This window comes from Serratia ureilytica (assembly GCF_013375155.1).
GTDB classification, from domain to species: Bacteria; Pseudomonadota; Gammaproteobacteria; order Enterobacterales; family Enterobacteriaceae; genus Serratia; species Serratia ureilytica.
Map to the genome: position 1 here is coordinate 39,047 of NZ_JABXOF010000004.1, position 16,442 is coordinate 55,488.

Annotated in this window: 13 protein-coding genes; 6 read left to right on the forward strand and 7 right to left on the reverse strand. The window is 62.6% G+C overall.

The genetic code is table 11. The annotated features are described in order from the left end of the window. Nucleotides 1-84: 84 nt before the first annotated feature. The 3 genes from malG to malE are packed head-to-tail and all read right to left on the reverse strand — an operon-like array spanning nucleotide 85 to nucleotide 3,815. The gene (gene malG / locus HWW83_RS09030; RefSeq protein WP_176589225.1) at nucleotides 85-975 is read right to left on the reverse strand and encodes a maltose ABC transporter permease MalG; all 891 of its coding nucleotides are present in this window, start codon (nucleotides 973-975) and stop codon (nucleotides 85-87) included. Between the two features lie 11 nt (nucleotides 976-986). Continuing rightward, nucleotides 987-2,564: a maltose ABC transporter permease MalF gene (gene malF, locus HWW83_RS09035; protein WP_046687897.1), complete on the reverse strand. Its 1,578-nt coding sequence runs from the start codon at nucleotides 2,562-2,564 to the stop codon at nucleotides 987-989. A gap of 57 nt (nucleotides 2,565-2,621) precedes the next feature. After that, on the reverse strand, nucleotides 2,622-3,815 hold the full coding sequence (gene malE / locus HWW83_RS09040) for a maltose/maltodextrin ABC transporter substrate-binding protein MalE (protein WP_033644397.1): 1,194 nt from the start codon (nucleotides 3,813-3,815) through the stop codon (nucleotides 2,622-2,624). 358 nt (nucleotides 3,816-4,173) lie between these two features. Between malE and HWW83_RS09045 the strand changes: the two genes are divergently transcribed. The 4 genes from HWW83_RS09045 (at nucleotide 4,174) to malM (ending at nucleotide 8,572) form a co-directional block, all read left to right on the forward strand. Then, a complete protein-coding gene (locus tag HWW83_RS09045; protein ID WP_069100425.1) occupies nucleotides 4,174-5,145 on the forward strand; it encodes an alpha-amylase family glycosyl hydrolase in 972 nt (323 codons plus the stop codon). Then, a complete protein-coding gene (gene malK, locus HWW83_RS09050; protein ID WP_016930284.1) occupies nucleotides 5,138-6,247 on the forward strand; it encodes a maltose/maltodextrin ABC transporter ATP-binding protein MalK in 1,110 nt (369 codons plus the stop codon). Before HWW83_RS09045 ends, malK begins: the two co-directional genes overlap by 8 nt. Before the next feature lie 32 nt (nucleotides 6,248-6,279). Further along, a complete protein-coding gene (locus tag HWW83_RS09055; protein ID WP_025304461.1) occupies nucleotides 6,280-7,569 on the forward strand; it encodes a maltoporin in 1,290 nt (429 codons plus the stop codon). Nucleotides 7,570-7,666: 97 nt separating this feature from the next. Then, nucleotides 7,667-8,572, forward strand: a complete 906-nt coding sequence (malM, locus tag HWW83_RS09060; protein ID WP_069100417.1) for a maltose operon protein MalM — start codon at nucleotides 7,667-7,669, stop codon at nucleotides 8,570-8,572. Nucleotides 8,573-8,627: 55 nt separating this feature from the next. Here the strand turns inward: malM and HWW83_RS09065 are convergent, their stop codons facing one another. From HWW83_RS09065 to HWW83_RS09075, 3 genes are read right to left on the reverse strand one after another with little or no spacing between them, the layout of a single operon-like run. Beyond that, on the reverse strand, nucleotides 8,628-9,611 hold the full coding sequence (locus tag HWW83_RS09065) for a nucleoside hydrolase (RefSeq protein ID WP_176589226.1): 984 nt from the start codon (nucleotides 9,609-9,611) through the stop codon (nucleotides 8,628-8,630). A gap of 21 nt (nucleotides 9,612-9,632) precedes the next feature. Then, nucleotides 9,633-10,634: a LacI family DNA-binding transcriptional regulator gene (locus HWW83_RS09070; protein WP_176589227.1), complete on the reverse strand. Its 1,002-nt coding sequence runs from the start codon at nucleotides 10,632-10,634 to the stop codon at nucleotides 9,633-9,635. Nucleotides 10,635-10,658: 24 nt separating this feature from the next. After that, nucleotides 10,659-12,041 carry an MFS transporter gene (locus tag HWW83_RS09075; protein ID WP_033651213.1) on the reverse strand — a complete coding sequence of 461 codons (1,383 nt, stop codon included), beginning with the start codon at nucleotides 12,039-12,041 and terminating at the stop codon, nucleotides 10,659-10,661. A gap of 392 nt (nucleotides 12,042-12,433) precedes the next feature. On the opposite strand from HWW83_RS09075, the gene ubiC reads away from it, so the two are divergent. Both ubiC and ubiA read left to right on the forward strand, forming a co-directional pair. Further along, nucleotides 12,434-12,949, forward strand: a complete 516-nt coding sequence (gene ubiC / locus HWW83_RS09080) for a chorismate lyase (RefSeq protein ID WP_033651214.1) — start codon at nucleotides 12,434-12,436, stop codon at nucleotides 12,947-12,949. A gap of 17 nt (nucleotides 12,950-12,966) precedes the next feature. Then, nucleotides 12,967-13,839, forward strand: coding sequence for a 4-hydroxybenzoate octaprenyltransferase (gene ubiA / locus HWW83_RS09085; RefSeq protein WP_069100420.1), 873 nt, complete (start codon nucleotides 12,967-12,969; stop codon nucleotides 13,837-13,839). Between the two features lie 66 nt (nucleotides 13,840-13,905). Here ubiA and plsB read toward each other — a convergent pair whose 3' ends face one another. After that, entirely contained in the window at nucleotides 13,906-16,371 is a 2,466-nt protein-coding gene (gene plsB, locus HWW83_RS09090; protein ID WP_046687896.1) for a glycerol-3-phosphate 1-O-acyltransferase PlsB, read from the reverse strand. Nucleotides 16,372-16,442 lie beyond the last annotated feature (71 nt).

The following is a 16,442-nucleotide window of genomic DNA, read 5'->3' on the forward strand; positions in this document are numbered from 1 at the left end:
TAGCGAGCTGGTCGCCTGGCTGTAACTTGAAATCCATAGGGTAAAAGATAAGGAAAAACATCAAACGCACTGCAGTGGCACAAATTACCCCTTCACGCCGCCGGCCGTCAGGCCGCCCACCAACCAGCGTTGCGCCAGCAGGAACACGGCGGTAATCGGTATCGCCGACAGCACCGCGGCGGCGGCGAAATCGCCCCACAGGTAGTTCTGCGGGTTGAGATATTGCTGCATGCCCACCGCCAGCGTGTAACTGTTCACATCGCGCAGCAGCAGCGACGCCACCGGCACCTCGGTGATGGCGGCGATAAACGACAGAATGAACACCACCGCCAGAATCGGCACCGACAGCGGCAGGAGCACCAGCCGGAACGCCTGCCACGGCGTGGCGCCGTCCAGCGCCGCCGCCTCTTCCAGCGAATTGTCGATGGTTTCGAAATAGCCCTTGATGGTCCAGACATGCAGCGCGATGCCGCCCATATAGGCGAAGATCACGCCGCCGTGGGTGTTCAGGCCGATAAACGGAATGTACTGGCCCAGGCGATCGAACAAGGCGTACAGCGCCACCAGCGACAGCACCGCCGGAAACATCTGGAAGATCAGCATGCTTTTCAGCAGCGTGCTCTTGCCGCGAAAACGCATGCGGGCGAAGGCGTAGGCGCAGGTGGTGGACAGCGTCACGATGCCGATGGCGGTGATCGCCGCGATCTTGATGGAGTTCCACAGCCACAGCAGCACCGGGAACGGCGGCGGCGTCACGCTGCCGTCGGCGTGGGTGACGCTGAAGCCGAGCGCCAGCCGCCAGTGATCCCAGGAGAGGGTTTCCGGTATCAGGCTGCCGGTGGCGAAGTTGCCGGCGCGCAGCGAGATGGCCACCACCATCAGCAGCGGGAACATGATCAGGGCGATAAAGCACAGCATCAAAATGTGGGTCATCCACAGGCGCAGGCGCTGGGATTTGGGTCGAACCATGGCCATCGTTATTCTCCCTAATCGAAGTTCATCTTGCTGGCTTTCAAATTCAGGATCGCCAGCGCGCCCACCAACAGGAAGATCAGCGTGGCGATGGCGGCCGCCAGCCCGAAGTCTTGCCCGCCGCCGCCTTCGAAGGCGATGCGGTAGGTGTAGCTGACCAGCAGATCGGTATAGCCGGCCGGCGTGGTGGTGCCGATCATGTCCGGGCCGCCGTTGGTCAGCAGCTGGATCAGCACGAAGTTGTTAAAGTTGAAGGCGAAGCTGGCGATCATCAGCGGCGTCAGCGGCTTGATCAGCAGCGGGAAGGTGATGCGGAAGAAGTTTTGCCACGGGTTGGCGCCGTCCATCGCCGAGGCCTCGTACAGATCGTCCGGGATGGCCTTCAGCAGCCCCATGCACAGGATCATCATGTACGGGTAGCCGAGCCAGGTGTTGACGATCAGGATCATGCTCTTGGCGGTGAGCGGATCGCTGAACCAGGCCGGTTTGATGCCGAACAGGTGGCTGAGCATCATGTTGATCTCGCCGAAGCTCTGGTTGAACAAGCCTTTGAAGATCAGGATCGAGATGAACGACGGTACCGCATAGGGCAGGATCAGCAGCACGCGGTAGATAGCCTTGCCTTTCAGCGCCTCCCACTGCACCACGCAGGCAAGCACCATGCCGACCGCCACGGTAAGGATCACCGTCATCACCGAGAACACGAGGGTCCAGATGAAGATCGACACGAACGGTTTTTTGATGCCCTCGTCCTGCAGCACCCGCAGGAAGTTTTTCCAGCCGGTGGTGACGGTATAGCCTGGGCTCAGGGTTTCCTGCGCCCAGCCGCCGTCGGCGTTGATCGCCTGATAGAAGCCGATGTCGCCGTTCGGCCGGTAGCGCACCTGAGTCTGGTTATTGGTCAGCGTGCTGCCGTCTTTGTCCAGCGCATACAGCGGACGGGTGCCGGAGAACTGGCGCAGGGAGCTCATGCGCAATTCATCGCCGTCCGGCAGCTGCGCCACCAGTTGGCTCAGCGCCTGCCGGTTCTGGGTGATCACCCGCAGCGTGGCGGGTTCGCCCTGCGGCGCGGCGCTCTGGGCCGTCAATTTCAGGGGGAGCGGCGGCGTCGCGTCGAGGCGGAAAGGCCCGGAAATCAGCGGCTGTTCACTGTCCGGCGAGGTCAGCTGCAGGCGCCACTGCTGGTTTTCCGCCGGGTAGAGGCCGAAGGTGAACGTTTTGCCGCTTTGGAACTGACGCTGCATCAATACCGATTGCGCGCGCTCAAACGTCAGCTGGTTGGTGCTGCTGTAGTTGGTAAAGGCGATGGCGATGGTGCAGATCAGCGGGAACAGGACAAACAATCCCATGCCGGCGACGCCGGGATACACATAGCGCCAGGCGTAGGCGCGGCGGTTGGCGAAGACGTAAAGCCCGGCGCTGACCAGGATCAGCGTCAGGATAGCGAACAGGTATTCACCCTGTGCATACATCAACACAATCAGGTAGCAGGTCACCAGGCTGAACAGGCCGACCACCAGCCATTTCAGCGCGTCGCTTTGCCACCACTTCGATTTTTTACGCGCAGGCGTCCCGGCGTGAGCGAATTGCATAGGGCGTTCCTTTCTGTGAAGCAACGGCGGGGTGCCACGGCGCCCCGCACGACGACATTACTTGGTGATACGGGTCTGCACATCGTCCAACGCGGCTTTCACCGTTTGGCGGCCGCTGACGGCGTTGAGCACCGCGCTGCGTTCGGCGTACCAGAAAGCGCTCATCTGCGGAATGTTCGGCATGATCTCCCCGTTTTGCGAGTTCTGCATGGTGGCGGCGATCTTCGGATCTTTGGCCAGCGTTTCCTGATAGGACTTCAGCGCCACCGCGCCCAGCGGTTTGTCTTTGTTGACGTTCGCCAGCCCTTCGTTGGTCAGCAGATAGTTCTCGAGGAACTCGGTCGCCAGTTCTTTATTCGGGCTGGCGGCGTTGATGCCGGCGGTCAGTACGCCGACGAACGGTTTGGACGGTTTGCCTTTGAAGGTCGGTAGCAGCGTCACGCCGTAGTTGATTTTGCTCTGCTCGATGTTGTTCCAGGCCCACGGGCCGTTGATGGTCATCGCGGTCTGGCCTTTGTTGAACGCGGCTTCGGCGATCGAGTAATCGGTATCGGCGTTGATGTGTTTGTTTTTCACCAGATCGACGATGAACTGCAGGCCGGCCTGCGAACCGGCGTTGGCGACGCCGACATCCTTGATGTTGTATTTGCCGTTCTCATACTTGAAGGCATAACCGCCGTCGGCGGCGATGATAGGCCAGGTGAAGTAGGGTTCCTGCAGGTTCCACATGATGGCGCTTTTGCCGCTGGCGCGCAGCTGTTTGTCCAGCGCCGGGATCTCTTCCCAGGTCTTCGGCGGCTGTTTGACCAGGTCTTTATTGTAAATCAGCGACAGCGCTTCGACGGCGATCGGGTAGCCGATCAGCTTGCCGTCATAGCGCACGGCGTCCCAGGTGAACGGGAACAGCTTGTCCTGGAAGGCTTTGGACGGGTGGACTTCGGCCAGCAGGCCGGACTGCGCATAGCCGCCGAAGCGATCGTGGGCCCAGAGGATGATGTCTGGGCCGTCGCCGGTGGCGGCCACCTGCGGATATTTCTCTTCCAGCTTGTCGGGATGCTCGACGGTGACTTTGATGCCGGTGTCTTTTTCGAATTTCTTGCCGACTTCGGCCAGGCCGTTATAGCCCTTGTCGCCGTTGATCCAGATAACCAGTTTGCCTTCCTCTATCTTGGCGAAGGCGGAAGAAGAGAGCACCAGAGTAGCCAGTGCCGAGAGCGCCAGCGTACGGGCGAGGGTAATGCTGCGAGTCATAATCCAGTCCTTCTTTTTGTGGGCACATAAATCAAGGAGAGACGTTTCGCGATCATAGTGGGTCACAACGCGACATATTCTCATCCTCCCCCCCTCTACGCCCCTGAGATGAGGAGTGTGATCCAGTTAACGTTGCGCTCTATTCTGTGGCGTCAGGCACAAAATAGGGGGGCGATTTTTGCCGGCTTGATCACAGATTTGCCTTAAGCGCGGAACTTCTCATCGCCGCGGTCGTTCTCTCATCCTCCCGTCTCCTCCCCCATGAAAAATCCTGTTACGGATGATTACCCTTTCCGGCGACTCCCGCACTATCGGCCCATTGATTTTTAACGCCACGCGCAGCAGGGATACCGGATTTATGTCGTCAATGCCTATCGCCACTCAGCCCACCCTGTACCGGATCCATCCGGCCAGTTTCCGTGACGGAAACGGGGACGGCGTGGGCGACGCGCACGGCATGCTGGCGGCGCTGCCGTACCTGAAAGCGCTGTCGATCGACGGTCTGTTGCTGCCGCAGACGCTGGCGCCGGAGGCCGAAACGGCGGTGACGGGCGAAGGGCTGACGCTGTGGTACGCCGATGAAGCCCATCGCGTTCGTCATGCCGCCGACGTGCAGCGGTTCGTCCACGGCGCGCTGGCGCTCGACGTGATGCCGTTCAGCGCGGAAAAGCTGGTGGCGGTGCTGCATGCCCGCCGCGCCACGTTGGCGGACAGCCTGTGGAGCACCGGCGACGCCGATCAGCCTCGGGTGGTCAGCCGCTGGGGGCAGGGCGACCTGCGTTCCGCCGCCGCCTTTTTGACGCTGCTGGCGATGTTGCCGGCGCCGATCTGCCTGTACCAGGGCGAGGAGTTGGGGCTGCCGCACGCCGCCGGCCTGCAGGATCCGCGCGGCGCGCAAACGCCGATGCCGTGGCATGAAGCCCCCGAACAGGTCACCGCCGGGGAGATCAGCTGGTATCAGCAGGTGGCGATCGAACACCGCGCGTTGGCCATCAGTCGCCAACAGCACGACAGCCACTCCACCTTGCGTTACTGCCAGACGCTGCTGGCCCTGCGCCGTTTGCCGCTTTTCCAGCGCGGCGAACTGAGCGCGGTCAGCCAGCGCGATGGCGTGGTGCGCTTACTTATTACCCATCAGGATCAATGCCTTGAAGCGCTGATAAACCTGCAGCCTTATACTCAGGCGGCCGCGCCGTCTGAGGCGACCTTGCCGTTGGCATGGCAGCACGGCGCGCAGCAAGAGGGTCATCAATGGGTTTTGGCGGGCTTTGCCTCCGCCATTTTCACACGACATGTTAACTGCGAAAGCAGGGGAGTAACGCATGGCTAGCGTGACACTGCGCAGCGTTTATAAGGCCTTCGGTGAGGCCGTGATTTCCAAAGACGTCAATCTGACCATCGAAGACGGCGAGTTTGTGGTGTTTGTCGGGCCGTCGGGCTGCGGCAAATCGACGCTGCTGCGCATGATCGCCGGGCTGGAGGACATCACCTCCGGCGACCTGCTGATCGGCGAGAAACGCATGAATGAAGTGCCGCCTTCCGAGCGCGGCATCGGCATGGTGTTCCAGTCTTACGCGCTGTATCCGCACCTGTCGGTAGCGGACAACATGTCGTTCGGCCTGAAGCTGGCCGGCGCCAAGAAAGCGGAAATCAATCAACGGGTGAACCAGGTTTCCGAGGTGCTGCAGTTGGCGCACCTGCTCGATCGGCGGCCGAAGGCGCTGTCCGGCGGGCAGCGTCAGCGCGTGGCGATCGGCCGCACGCTGGTGGCCGAGCCGGACGTGTTCCTGCTCGACGAGCCGCTGTCCAACCTCGACGCCGCGCTGCGGGTGCAGATGCGCATCGAGATCTCCCGTCTGCACAAGCGCCTGCAGCGCACCATGATTTACGTCACCCACGATCAGGTCGAAGCGATGACGCTGGCCGACAAGATCGTGGTGCTCGACGCCGGTCGCGTGGCGCAGGTCGGCAAGCCGCTGGAGCTGTATCACTACCCGGCCAACCGCTTCGTCGCCGGGTTTATCGGCTCACCGAAGATGAACTTCCTGCCGGTCAAGGTCACCGCGGCGGAGCCGCGACAGGTGCAGGTCGAACTGCCCAACCGCCAGCTGGTCTGGCTGCCGGTGGAAGGCGCGGGCGTCCAACCCGGCGCCAACCTGTCATTGGGCATTCGCCCTGAACATCTGCTGCCCGGCGAAGCCTCTGAAGTGCGGCTTACCGGCGACGTGCAGGTGGTGGAGCAGCTCGGCAACGAGACGCAAATCCATATCCAAATCCCGGCCATCCGTCAAAACCTGGTGTACCGCCAGAATGACGTGGTGCTGGTAGAAGAAGGTGCCACATTCGCCATCGGCCTGCCGCCTCACCGCTGCCACCTGTTCCGTGAAGACGGTACGGCATGTAAACGGCTGCACCAGGAGCCGGGCGTTTAAAGCATCAAAGTCGGTATAACAGGAGAATAATGATGACTACTCTGCGCAAACTTCCTCTGGCACTGGCTGTCGCCGCCGGTGTTCTCTCTACTCAGGCGCTGGCCGTGGATTTCCACGGTTACGCCCGTTCCGGCATCGGTTGGACCGGCAGCGGCGGTGAGCAACAGTGCTTCAAGGCCACCGGTGCCGCGAGCAAATACCGTCTCGGCAACGAGTGCGAAACCTACGCCGAACTGAAACTCGGGCAGGAAGTGTGGAAAGAAGGCGACAAGAGCTTCTATTTCGACACCAACCTGGCCTATTCGGTCTCGCAGCGTTCTGACTGGGAAGACGTGACTCCGGGCTTCCGCGAAGTGAACGTGCAGGGTAAAAACCTGATCGAGTGGCTGCCGGGCTCCACGCTGTGGGCCGGTAAGCGTTTCTATCAGCGTCATGACGTTCACATGATCGACTTCTACTACTGGGATATCTCCGGCCCGGGCGCCGGTCTGGAAAACATCGATCTGGGCTTCGGCAAGCTGTCCGCCGCCGTGACCCGCAACTCGGAATCCGGCGGCTCTTACGGCTACCTGGATAACGAATGGAAACAGCGTCCGACCGTCAACGATACCTTCGACGTGCGCTTGGCCGGGCTGGAGCTGAACCCGGGCGGCACCCTGGAGCTGGGCGTGGACTACGGCCGAGCCAATGCGCAGGATAACTACCGCCTGGCCGACGGCGCCAGCAAAGACGGCTGGATGTTCACCGCCGAACACACGCAAAGCATCCTGAACGGTTACAACAAGTTCGTGCTGCAGTACGCCACCGACTCGATGACCTCGCAGAACAACGGCCGAAACGAAGGCGCCACCATCGATAACAACGGCAAGATGATCCGCGTGTTGGATCACGGCGCCATCGACTTCAACGATCAGTGGGCGCTGATGTACGTCGCCATGTTCCAGGACATTGACCGCGACAACAACAACGGCACCACCTGGTACACCGTGGGCGTGCGTCCGATGTACAAATGGACGCCGATCATGAGCACCCTGCTGGAAGCCGGCTACGACAACGTCAAATCTCAGCGCACCGGCGATCGCAACGGCCAGTATAAAGTGACCCTGGCGCAGCAATGGCAGGCGGGCAACAGCATTTGGTCGCGTCCGGCCATCCGCCTGTTCGCCACCTACGCCAAGTGGGACGAGAAGTGGGGCTACGCCACCGGCGATGACACCGGGTATAACGCCGGCACCGCTTACAACGACACCAGCATGCATACCTTCAGCCGCGGCAAGGATGACGAAGTCACCTTCGGCGCCCAGATGGAAATTTGGTGGTAACGACAGGGCGGGGAGGGCCGCCGGCTCTCCCCCAACCGCATTCGCCGCGACCCGATCTCTTGCCTGATCCGCCGCGGTGCTGAAAGAGGATATAACGATGAAAAAGAATCTGCTGTCACTCTGCCTGTCGCTGGCGCTGACCGTCGGCGCGCCTTTGGCGGCCAACGCCGATACGCCGGCCAACGTTTCCGTCGCCCCGGCCATCAGCGCCGCCACGCTGCAAAGCCTGCCGTGGCAGCCGCTGCAACCGCCGGTGTCGCAAGAAGTGAAGCTCGACGCCGTTAGCCCGCAGCTCAATCAGGGCGACATTCAGGGGGCGATCGCCGCCTATACGCTGCCGGCCGATCGCGGTTCGCTGGAAGTGACGCTGAGCAGCCTCGCCAAGAACAATTCGCTGTACGCGCCGAGCGTGCTGGTGCTGGACGAGCATCTGCGCCCGGCGGCGTATTACCCGAGCAGCTATTTCCCGTATCAGCCGCCGGGAGCAATGTCCTCCGATCGCCTCGAAGGCACGTTGAAACTGACGCCGGCGCTCGGTCAAAAACAGATTTACCTGCTGGTGTACACCACCCGTCAGGATTTGGCGAAAACCACGCAGCTGACTAACCCGGCCAAGGCCTACGCGCAGGGCGTGGGTAACGCGGTGCCGGATATCCCGGATCCGATCGCCGGCCACGCGACAACCGGCACACTGAAGCTCAAGGTGACCGCGGAACAGGGCACCGGCAACGTGATGATCGGCATGCTGCAACCTGCGCCGACCGTGGCGCCGGTGGTGGTGGGATCAACCGCACCGGCCGCCGTGGCGGCGCCTGCACCGACGCCGGAGAAACCGGCGGAGCCGATGCTCAACGATACCGAAAGCTACTTCAATAACGGCATCAAGCAGGCGGTGAAGGCGGGCGATATCGACAAGGCGCTGAAACTGATGAATGAGGCCGAGAAACTGGGCTCGACCACTGCGCGTAAAACGTTTATCAGCAGCGTAAAAGGCAAGGGGTAACACCCGACGCTGCCGATGCTGGCTCGATGATTGGTGCGCTTTGGCGCACCTTTTTTCATCCGTGGGCCAGCGTTGCGCCGATCAACGCCAGCAGACGGGCGTTATCGACCTGCTGCATGATGCGCACCGGCTTGCCCTGCGGCGCCGGCATGCCGACCGTCAGGCGCAGGCTGTCCGGCCGCCAACGGCGTGAGCTGCCGCGCGTCAGCGCCCCTTCCAGCGCCACATCCACATGGAACATCTCGGTCGTGACCAGCTGCGGTGCCAGCAGCCAGGCGATTACCAGCGCATCATGGATCCAGCAGCCCGGCAGGCGCCGCGTATGGCGCGAATAATCGATCCACGGCTGCGTGGTGGCGCGCAAATAGCGGCACAGCGGCGTATCCGGCTGCGTCAGTGCGGCCAGATCCGCCTGGGTCAGCATGGTCTGGGTGGTGACGTCCAGCGGCGCCAGCGTGATAGCGGCGCCGCTGTTCAGCACCAGCCGCGCAGCTTCCGGATCCAGGCCGAAATTGGTGTCCTTGATGTATCCCTCGACGTTGAACACGCCGCCCATGATCACGATCTCTTTCACCGCCTGCGCCATCTGCGGGTACAGCTGCATGGCGTGCGCAACGTTGGTCAGCGGGCCGATCGCCGCCAGCGTTATCTCGCCGGGATGGCGGCAGATCAGCTCGCCGATGGCGATGGCGGCGTCCGGTGCGGGCGCGTTGGCGAGTGAGGGCGCGGGCAAGTCGCGCCACAGCGCTGCCAGCTTCGGATCGGCGATCGGCCTGTCCAGATGCGCGCGCCATGGCTCCGGCGGCTCGATCAGGGCGCGCGCCGCGCCGAGGGCGACCGGCACCTGGTAGCCGCTTTGCGCCAGCAGCTCGCTGGCGACGGCGAAGCCCACTTCGCGCGGGGTGTTGCCGGCCACGATGCTGATCAGTTCCAGCTGCAGCTGCGGTTTGGCCGCCAGCGCCAGGGCCAGCGCCAGGCCGTCGTCGACGTTGGCGCCGGGAACGCCGTTGCCGGGATCGCAATCAATGATCAAACGCATAGAAGGTGTCCTGAAAAACCGCTAACAGCCGCACGAGCGGCGGATGCGCAGTTGAAAAGCGAATTCATGCAGCTCGGCGGGCGCGGCACCGGCGGCCAGCATGGCGATGGCCCGCTTGGCCATGGCGTCGATAGGCTGCTCGACCGCGCTGAGCGGCGGCACGCTGAATTCGGATTGCTGCGTGCCGTTAAAACAGATCAGCGCCAGATCGTCCGGCGCGCGCAACCCATGCTCCGCCAGCGCCGACAGGCAGCCGAGCGCCTGCTGCTCGTTGGAGGTGAAAACGGCGCGCGGGCGCGGGCCTTGCACCATGCGCTGGGTGGCCTGGTAGCCGCCCTGGCGGGTGTAAGGCGCCTCGAAAATCCACTCGTCGCGCGGCGCAATGCTCGCCTCCAGCAGCGCATCGCGCCAGCCGTTCAGGCGATCCTGCGCGTTGAGCATGGTTAGCGGACCGATAAAAATGCCGATGTCGCGATAGTCGTGCTGCAGCAGATGGCGGGTCGCCTGGCAGGCGGCGTCGCGCTCGTCGACGCGGATGGCGCAGACGCCAGCCTGGCTGTCGATAGTGTCTATCATCACGCAGGGCGTGCCGGAGGCGCGGATCAGCTCGAACCACGGATGGCGATCGACGCTGGTGTACAGCAGGCCGTCGACCTGGCGACGCAGCAGGTTATTGATCAGCTCATACTCGCGCTGCCGGTCATCGCCGGCGTCGCCCAGCAGCAGCACGCGGCCGCGGCTGAAGGCCTCCTGCTGTAGCGCCCGCGCCAGCGTGGCGAAGAACGGGTTGGAAATATCCGGCACCACCAGCCCGTAGGTTTGCGTGCTGCCGGAGGCCAATGCCCGCGCGATGTCGTTCGGCCGGTAGCCGGTCTGCTCGATCGCCGCCAGCACGCGCAGCCGGGTGGCTTCCGCCACCGGGCGCGGGCCGTTGTTGATCACATAGCTGACCACGGCGACGGAGGTGCCCGCTACGCGGGCCACGTCGGCGCGGGTAACGCGTCGCGCGGAGTGATTATCCAAATTGAGGTCCTGTTCGCCTTCTCGCTACGCGGCATCCTGCGGCAGGTTGAGATCGCGGCCGCGGGTTTCGGGAGCAAAGAAGGTGGTGATTAAGCCGATGGCCGCCATTACAACAAAATAGCAGGCGACAGGCCACCAGTGACCGAAACCGGACAGCAGCGCGGTGGCGATCAGCGGCGCGGTGCCGCCCGAGAGGATCGAACCGAGCTCTTTGGCGAACGCCATCTTGGAGTAGCGATTCTTCACGCCGAACAGTTCGACGCCGTAGGCCGCCTGAACGCCGAAGATCCCCAGCGACGCGATGCACATGCCGACCACGATCACCGAGATGACGATAGCCGGTTCACGGCTGTCGAGCAGCCAGAACGCCGGGAAGGCGTACAGCACCAGCAGCAGGCAGAACCAGCGGTAGGTGATGCGGCGGCCGAAGCGATCGGACAGCCAGCCGGCCAGCGGGATCACCAGAAAACCGCACAGCGAGGCGATCAACACCGCCAGCGCCGGCACCGATTTATCGACCATCAGCACCTTGGCGACGTAGCCGACGATAAAGCCCTGGCACAGGTAGGAAGGGCCGTTTTCGCCGATGCGCAGGCCGAGCATCACCCAGAACGCTTTGGTACGTTGCAGGTAGCTGCGCGTATCCGGCGCGGCCTGGGCGGCGTCCAGCATGCGCTGGTGGTTTTGCTGCAGCTCGCGTTCGAACACCGGCGTTTCCCGCACGTGACGGCGCAGGTACAGCGCCACCCCGGCGATCAGAATGCTGGCGAGGAACGGAATGCGCCAGCCCCAGCTCATCAGATCTTCCTTGTCCAGCTGCAGCACCAGCAGCCATACCAGCGACGCCAGCAGGGTGCCGCTGTTGGAGCCGATGGCGATGATCGACGCCACCAGCCCGCGCCGCTTGGCCGGCGCGTATTCCGCCAGCATCACCGCGCCGCCGGACAGCTCCGCACCGGCGCCGAACCCCTGCGCGAAGCGCAGGATCACCAGGCAGGCGGGCGCCCAGACGCCGATTTGCGCATAGGACGGGATCAGGCCGATCAGCGTGGTGGAGAGGCCCATCAGCGCCACGGTGGTGATCAGCACCACGCGGCGGCCTTTGCGGTCGCCGATCCAGCCGAACACCAGCGCGCCGATCGGCCGCGCGACGAAGCCGACGGAGTAGGTGGCGAAACTGGCCAGCAGCGCCACCAGCGGCGTGGCTTCCGGGAAGAACACGTCGCCGAACACCATGCCGGCCGCCAGGCCGTACAGCGCGAAGTCGACGTATTCCATGGCGGTGCCGAGCCAGCAGGAGAAGGTGGCGCGCCAAAATTGGCTGCGCCCCTCTTTGGTCGCCAGGCGTTCATCGGCCGCCAGCGCGGCGTCGGCGGTCTGTGAAGGGGCAAGCGTTGTTTCGCTCATGGCAGTGCTATCCTCTTTTGTTCTGCGCCTGGAGGGGCGCGGTTAAAGATGGTTTCCCTGGTGCCGGCAACAAAGGTGTGCCGACAAATCATGTCGGACGCATGGCGATTCAACGCTGCTGTATCAGGGTATCTACGCGCGTAGATAACACAACGCGAGGAAGCTGAAACTTTGCGGGCGATCACAGAATCGTCAGCGCGCCGGGAAATGAAGATAGAGAATGCGGATGGCAAAAAGATGACAGAACCCCGGTTTTTCCGGCCGATAGGCCTGCCGTTTTCGCCACGAATCAGCCTGCCGCTTTCGCATTTCTGCGCTACAATGGGGGCCTGTTAACAGTTTGTATCGTCTGGCGCGCCGTACCGGCTGCGGTTCAGGCGAGGAGTAAAGCAATGTCTGGCATCAGGGATTCCATCCTGCCGCCGCTGGAGTGGTTATCCGAACAGGATCCTCCGGCGCCCGCCGCCGTCAGCGACTGGCTGATGGAGTTAGGCTCCATGACCCGCCGATTTGAACGCCATTGCGCCCAGGTGCGCGTTGAACCGCAGCGCGAATGCTTCGTCACGCGCGAGGCGCTGGGCGACGAGGCGAACCACCTGCCCGACAGCCCGCGCTACTGGCTGCGCGAAGTGGTGCTGCTGGGCGACGACCAGCCCTGGCTGCTGGGGCGCACGGTGATCCCGGAACATACGCTGACCGGCCCCGATCAGGCGTTGGTGGATCTGGGGACGCTGCCGCTCGGGCGCTATCTGTTCAGCAGCGGCGATCTGACCCGCGACTATATCCATATCGGCCGGCAGGACGCGCTGTGGGCGCGTCGTTCACGGCTGCGGCTGGCGGGCAAGCCGCTGCTGCTGACCGAACTGTTTTTACCGGCTTCGCCGCTGTATTCAGCGGTTCCCGCATAAGAGAGGAGAGCAAGACGTTGGAGGGAAGCGTGACTCAAAGTAAATGGCGGGCTTACAGCCATTTGATGCGCATTGATAAACCGATCGGCACGCTGTTGCTGCTGTGGCCGACGCTGTGGGCGCTGTGGCTGGCCGGGAAAGGCGTGCCGCCGCTGTCGATTCTGGTGGTGTTCGTGCTCGGCGTGTTCCTGATGCGCGCCGCCGGCTGCGTGGTGAATGATTACGCAGATCGCGCGGTGGACGGCTACGTAAAGCGCACCGCCGGGCGGCCGATGCCGAGCGGCCGGGTGAGCGCGAAAGAGGCCAAGGTGCTGTTCGTGGTGCTGGTGCTGATCTCGTTCTGCCTGGTGTTGACGCTGAATGCGATGACCATCTGGCTGTCGCTGGCGGCGCTGGCGCTGGCCTGGGTATATCCTTTTATGAAGCGGGTGACCAACCTGCCGCAGTTCGTGCTGGGCGCCGCGTTCGGCTGGGGCATTCCGATGGGCTATGCGGCGGTCAGCGAATCGCTGCCGTTCAGCTGCTGGCTGCTGCTGCTGGCGAACATCTGCTGGACGGTGGCCTATGACACGCTGTATGCGATGGTCGATCGCGACGATGATCTGAAAATAGGCATCAAGTCCACCGCTATCCTGTTCGGGCGTTATGACAAGCTGATCGTCGGGCTGTTGCAGTTCGCGACGCTGCTGCTGCTGGTGTGGGTCGGTTATCTGGCGCAGCTCGGCGGGGCGTTTTACTGGTCGCTGTTGCTGGCGGGCGCGCTGTTCATTCACCAGCAGAAGCAGATCGCCGGGCGCGAGCGCGAGGCCTGTTTCAAGGCCTTCCTGCAGAACAATTATGTCGGGCTGGTGGTGTTTATCGGCATCGCGCTCAGCTATCTGCCGGCGTAACGGTTTCCTGCAGCAAGAAAAAAGGCACCCCGAGGGGTGCCTTTTGTGTTTCCGCGCCGGGCGAAATCACTCGTCTTTCTCTTCTTGCGCATTGGTTTGCGGCAGAGCGTTGGTCTCTTCCGGCATGTTGACGCTTTCGATGGTCAGCTTGATTTCCGGCGTGATCAGATCGCTCAGCATGTTGTACACCTCGAGGGTGTGCTCGCGGATCGCATCGCCGCTGTCGTTGATGTAGCCTTCTTCGCGCAGCGTCGCCACCAGGGTGGAGAATACCGCCTTGTCGAAGAACTCCGGCGCGTTGATGCCGTGCAGCACCGACAGACGCTGTGCCATGATGCGGCTCTCTTTCTCCAGCGCGCCGCGGTTGATGCTCGGGTTGGCGCTGAGGATCGACATAGTGATGGCGTAGCGTTGCAGGGTTTCGCGCACCCCGGCGGCCAGCAGCTGCAGCGGGCGAATGCGCGCCGGGTTCAGCACCAGCTCGTCGCCTTTGTCGCAGATCAGCTGTTGGCGGATCAGCTCGTCGATCATCGGCCGCAGCACGTCCGGCAGCTGCTCCTTGTCGTTATGCAGGAACAGCTCGGCTTTCAGCATCGGGTAAATCATGCCAATCTGGCGCAGCAGTTCGGCGCGCGATACCCGGCGATGATGCATGACGATGCTGGCGATCAGCGACGGCAACACCAGCAGGTGGTGGATGTTGTTGCGGTAATAGGTCATCAGCACCGCCTGCTCGCGCGGCAGAATGATGATGTCGCCGATGTTGTCCTTTTCCACCTCGAACTTGTTCATGTTCAGCGCGTGATCCAGCAGCTCGTCCGGCGTCTGCGTCGGTACGGTGACGTCATGCGCGTAAGGCGCGTTGCGCATCAGCTGCAGGTAGCACTCGAGCTGCTCGAGCAATTGTTCGCGGGTCAGCGAACGCTGGCGCGAGGCCAGCAGCGCGGTGGAACACAGGTTCATGGCGTTGGCCGCGGCGGCATTGTTGATGCGCACCATGATCTGGCCGGCGAGATCGTTGACCGTCGGCGTCAACCAGCTTGGGCGCTGAGCCTCGATCGGATCGATCGACTCGCGCCACTGCGGCACGTGCTGGTTGAGGTAAGCGGTCAACGGCAGCGGTTCGCCGAAGTTGACGTAACCCTGGCCCAGATTGCGCAGTTTGCGCAGGCCGCGCAGCATCTGCAACAGGCTCTCTTTTTCCTTGGTGGCGCCGCGCAGCTCTTTGGCGTAGGTGCCCACTTCCATCACATGCTCGTAGCCGATGTAGATCGGCACCAGCGTGATCGGACGGGCGCCGCCGCGCAGCATCGCCTGGATGGTCATCGACAGGGTGCCGGTTTTCGGTTCCAGCAGACGCCCGGTGCGGGAGCGGCCGCCTTCCACGAAGTATTCCACCGAGTAACCGCGGGTGAACAGCTCGCCGAGGTATTCGCGGAACACCGTCGAGTAAAGCTTGTTGCCCTTGAAGGTGCGGCGGATGAAGAACGCGCCCAGGCGACGGAAGATCGGACCCGCCGGCCAGAAGTTGAGGTTGATGCCCGCAGCGATGTGCGGCGGCACCAGGCCCTGGTGATACAGCACGTAGGACAGCAGCAGATAGTCCATGTGGCTGCGGTGGCAGGGCACGTAGACGATCTCGTGGCCGTCCTGCGCCAGCTGGCGCACGCGCTCGGCGTTGGTGACGTTGATGCCCTGATACAGCCGGTTCCAGGTCCAGCTCAGCACGCGATCGGACAGACGCACGGTTTCGTAGGAGAAGTCGGCGGCGATCTCTTCCATCAACGCGATGGCGTTCTGCTGGGCCTTCTCGTGAGAGATCTTTTTGCTGCGCGCTTCGTCCTCGACCGCTTTTTCGATCGCTTTGGACGCCAACAGCTTGTTGAACAGATCCTGACGGGCCGGCAGGCTTGGGCCTACAGCGGCCAGGCGCTGACGCGAGAAGTGCATGCGCGCCACGCGCGCCAGTTTCTGCGCGATGGTTTTATCCGTGCCGTGTTCGGTGGCCATGCGGCGCAGCGAAACGGTGTTGGAGAAGCGCACGAAGCTGTCGCGGCCGAGCCACAGCACGGCGAAGAATTTTTGCACGCCGTTCAACAGACGCAGGTGCGGCGTGCCGTGGCCTTCGCGGCCCGGCGAGCGGCCGAACATGACCGAAACCGGCAGCATTTGAATGTCGAGATCCGGATTGCTGCGATGCAGATCCAGGTAGTCGTGGAACAGCTTTACCGACTCTTCTTTCGGGGTGTAGTAGCGGAACACGCGCGGGCCGTCGTGAATGAACACGTAGCTCGGCAGCACGGTGCCGTCGATCTCCAGCGCGTTGAGCGGATCGGGCAGATCCTGCGCCAGGCACTGGGTGCGCAGCGTCAGCAAATCCGCCTTGGAATTGTAAGGTAAAACATACAAAATCGGCCGTGAGGGATCCAACCCTAACTCGGTAACCGGATCTGAAGGGATGACCTTACTTCTTACCAACAATTTAAGTGGTAAATTCAATATTTTATAATAAATTTTACGCCAACCTGACATAACAACGTGAAGCCTCTTGTTAGCAATGCGCCGCAAGCATACCAGAAACCGGGTAGCAGATCTGTGGTGTT

What these genes read in the sequence shown, in the direction of transcription:
- malF (WP_046687897.1), bottom strand. Translation starts at nt 2,564, where the DNA reads ATGCAATTCGCTCACGCCGGGACGCCTGCGCGTAAAAAATCGAAGTGG.
- HWW83_RS09065 (WP_176589226.1), bottom strand. Translation starts at nt 9,611, where the DNA reads ATGCGTTTGATCATTGATTGCGATCCCGGCAACGGCGTTCCCGGCGCC.
- HWW83_RS09055 (WP_025304461.1), top strand. Translation starts at nt 6,280, where the DNA reads ATGACTACTCTGCGCAAACTTCCTCTGGCACTGGCTGTCGCCGCCGGT.
- malK (WP_016930284.1), top strand. Translation starts at nt 5,138, where the DNA reads ATGGCTAGCGTGACACTGCGCAGCGTTTATAAGGCCTTCGGTGAGGCC.
- malG (WP_176589225.1), bottom strand. Translation starts at nt 975, where the DNA reads ATGGCCATGGTTCGACCCAAATCCCAGCGCCTGCGCCTGTGGATGACC.
- malE (WP_033644397.1), bottom strand. Translation starts at nt 3,815, where the DNA reads ATGACTCGCAGCATTACCCTCGCCCGTACGCTGGCGCTCTCGGCACTG.
- malM (WP_069100417.1), top strand. Translation starts at nt 7,667, where the DNA reads ATGAAAAAGAATCTGCTGTCACTCTGCCTGTCGCTGGCGCTGACCGTC.
- HWW83_RS09045 (WP_069100425.1), top strand. Translation starts at nt 4,174, where the DNA reads ATGTCGTCAATGCCTATCGCCACTCAGCCCACCCTGTACCGGATCCAT.
- ubiC (WP_033651214.1), top strand. Translation starts at nt 12,434, where the DNA reads ATGTCTGGCATCAGGGATTCCATCCTGCCGCCGCTGGAGTGGTTATCC.
- plsB (WP_046687896.1), bottom strand. Translation starts at nt 16,371, where the DNA reads ATGTCAGGTTGGCGTAAAATTTATTATAAAATATTGAATTTACCACTT.
- HWW83_RS09075 (WP_033651213.1), bottom strand. Translation starts at nt 12,041, where the DNA reads ATGAGCGAAACAACGCTTGCCCCTTCACAGACCGCCGACGCCGCGCTG.